This is a genomic window from Rhodococcus sp. IEGM 1370 (assembly GCF_033142325.1).
Classification (GTDB): Bacteria; Actinomycetota; Actinomycetes; order Mycobacteriales; family Mycobacteriaceae; genus Rhodococcoides.
Genome location: NZ_JAWLRY010000049.1, coordinates 1 through 2,946 on the forward strand (window position 1 = coordinate 1; position 2,946 = coordinate 2,946).

At 62.7% G+C, this 2,946-nt stretch carries 1 protein-coding gene and 1 pseudogene; one reads left to right on the forward strand and one right to left on the reverse strand.

The genetic code is table 11. The features are described 5' to 3' along the window. Positions 1 to 75 precede the first annotated feature (75 nt). Positions 76 to 477, forward strand: a pseudogene (locus R4P47_RS24870) (ATP-binding protein); the annotation flags it as partial. Positions 478 to 1,320: 843 nt separating this feature from the next. On the opposite strand, the gene R4P47_RS24875 reads toward R4P47_RS24870, so the two are convergent. Next, complete coding sequence (locus tag R4P47_RS24875) at positions 1,321 to 2,493, reverse strand: integrase (protein WP_317786065.1); 1,173 nt, start codon at positions 2,491 to 2,493, stop codon at positions 1,321 to 1,323. Between the last annotated feature and the right edge of the window lie 453 nt (positions 2,494 to 2,946).

Sequence of the window (2,946 nt, forward strand, 5' to 3'; positions counted from 1 at the left end):
GCACCGGCATCATGAACCTGCCGGACACCGACACGTCAGGTCGTACACAGACCGACACGTGAGGTCGTCCACCGATACCGGGTGGCGTTCGCGTCGGCAACCGGATGGATCACCCGGCTCTCACACGCACATCGGTTGGGGCAGTTGGATTCAGAGCTCAAGAAGATTTCCCGCATCGGGTTGGTCGTCATCGACGAAGTCGGGTACATCCCGTTCGACACCGACGCGGCGAACCTGTTTTTTCAGCTGGTGTCGAGCCGCTACGAGAAATCCTCCATCGTGTTGACCTCGAACCTACCGTTCGCACGATGGGGTGAAGTGTTCGGCGAAGCCACCATCGCGTCGGCCATGATCGACCGCATCGTCCACCACGCCGACGTCATCGCGCTCAAAGGCACCAGATACCGCATAAAACACACCCCAATCGAGTCACTACCTTCCGTCACCGCCGACCGTGAGGCAGACTCGACCACCTAGAACCCTGCCCACTTTTCGACCGAAACAACAGCTCACTATTTGACCGGAGCTGACACTGGCCCGCCAACGCCTGGCTCATCCGCGCGGGAATCAAAGAAGCGATGTAGTGATCGCGACGTCAGGCCGACGGGTCGGCCCACGCTGCCAGCCCAACCAGAGCGAGCCAGACTGGGGTCCCTACAAGATCGGTGGGCGTCAGAACCGGGCTTTGTGTTCGATCGATGCGGGCGAGAAGTTGCTTGGACAGCGACGAGCTTCAGCTTCTGCGCATTGATCGCGCAAGGGCCGCCTACCACGCGGTCGTTCACGTCTGGAGTTGTTCTCACCATCCGTTTGCAACCGCACCTGATCGCGAGCCCCCTGGTATCTCCGTTCTCGACGCGTGCGCTCGGCGAAACGGTCGAGTGCATCGAGGATCTTGTCGGTCTGCCAGACGCGATTACGTCGCCCCTTCGAGGTCTGGCGGAGAAACAGCTGCATCGACGAGCCGATCGATGGCCCACTGAGCAACCATGTCGCTGACACCAAATGCCCTTTGCCCGAAAGAGGTGTCGATCACCGGTTACTCAACCGAAGCGGCAATAAGTTCGCATACCGCCGATCTATGACGCGCAATGACTTTGGAGACGAAACGTTCTCTCAAGTCTGCCAATTCGCTGACAAGCATCTGCCCGGATACAGCTGCGAACGCGCCCCTGGTGGTAAGCCGCATTATTGGCGAGATGCAGTATTCGAACCTGCGGTGATCTCCCGGTCGCTCTCGGGAAGGATATGACGCGCCGTGCACGCACCAGGCTTGACGCAGGGCAACCGGAGCGATCGCACGGCGTGTCAGTTGCTTGCTCACAAGCCAATATTTTCGACGGCATTGCCGATTAGGGGTGCGTGTTCTCGGCGGTAGACCTCGACGGAGTCGAGGCTGGCGTGTCCTGTCTGGCGGGTGATGGCGGATCCGTCGGCACCGTTGCGGGTTCCTTGGGTGACGAAGCCGGCGCGAAGGGAGTGTCCGCCGAGCTTGGCGAGGGCGGTGGGGTCGTAGCCGGCGTGTTCGGCGCGGCGTCGGATGGTCTGGTGGATCGCAGCACCCGAGAGCGCGGTTGCGCCGAGGTTTCCGTTCTTGGCGATTGCGCGAAACAGCGGTGCGCGGGCGGCGGTGCGTGGCACTCCCCCGTGGCCCACATGCCCATCAAACGGTCCCGGTTTCCGCAGTAGCCGAATGACGGACGGGCGACCGCCGGAATCGAATGCGGCCACAACCTGGACCCAGCGCACGTACGCGCAGGGTGGGCAGGTCTCGTGGGAGTCGGTGTACGGCAGGGCCTTGACTGCACCCCTCCCCTCCTGGTCGGTCTTCGACTTCCGTAACCGGATGTGGAGGCCGTCGTGCCGATGCACCGAGACATCCCCACACACCATCTCCGACAACTCGCTACGGGGGTAGGCGCCGGCGAACCCGAGCAACAGAATGGCCGAATCGCGACGTTCGAGGACCTCGTCGGCCCACCCGCGGCACTGTTTCCTAGCGGTCGCGACAAGGACCTTGATGTCGTCGACCAACAGCGGGTCTCGCGGGGTGCGGGGTCTGTCCCCCGCGGCGGCGTATTCCCGCCGGATGCCCGACAGCGTCGCGGTCACGAGCTCGTGCGCGGACGGGGACAGGTGGCCGGTGGTGCGATGGTTGTGACTGATGGCGGCGATCCAGGTTCCGAAGGTGGCGACGGCGTAGGCGCGTTCCCCTGCCTCGTCGCGGGTGTCGGCGGCGTCGACGAGATACGCGGCGACGGTGACGGGGTGCGCCGGTAACGCGATATGCCCTTCCCTCGCGCACCAGCCGGTGAAGCGTCGCCATCCGGCGGCGTAGGTACGGCGGGTCCCCTCGGACCGAGACGACTCGACTGCTTTGGCGATCCGCTTCGCCACGGCCGGCGGGATCTCGGGCTCCACGGCACTGGACGCAAGCCCTACAGAACCCACCGCTGTGCTCACCGCCGGTGTTCGGCCTGGTAGGAAGTCCATATCGGCAGCCTAGCGCACGTCTCCCACAGATCTGCGTAGCGAAAACTGTGCTGAACTGGCGTTTTCCCGTATATGGTGCGGAAAATGCAATTTACGTGGGTCAACTCCATTGAACTATGGGTGACAACGAAGGCGGGATGAATGTCCCTGCTAATCAACTTGAAAGAGCCGCCGTAGTAGACCCCAGTTTGATCCGGCCCGGGGCTGCACCAGGCGATCTTGGCGGTCGTTGCCTCCCCCGGTAGTTACAACGACCGTCCGTTTCGCGTCTGCTTTTTGGGGCCTCGAAGTGTGGGATTCCCTCGTGGCCGTGGGGCCCGCCGTTACTGCGGTATTCCACCGAATCATTGGTTGCGTTCGGGCGCAGTCGTGGTTCTGAATCACCCCGGCGTGTCCGGAGACTTCGTTCTTTGGGAAGGATGGAGTCATGTCGTCAGGATCGCAGAAGAGGTA

Coding starts and splice junctions, on each gene's coding strand:
- R4P47_RS24875 (WP_317786065.1), bottom strand. CDS start 2,493: ATGGACTTCCTACCAGGCCGAACACCGGCGGTGAGCACAGCGGTGGGT.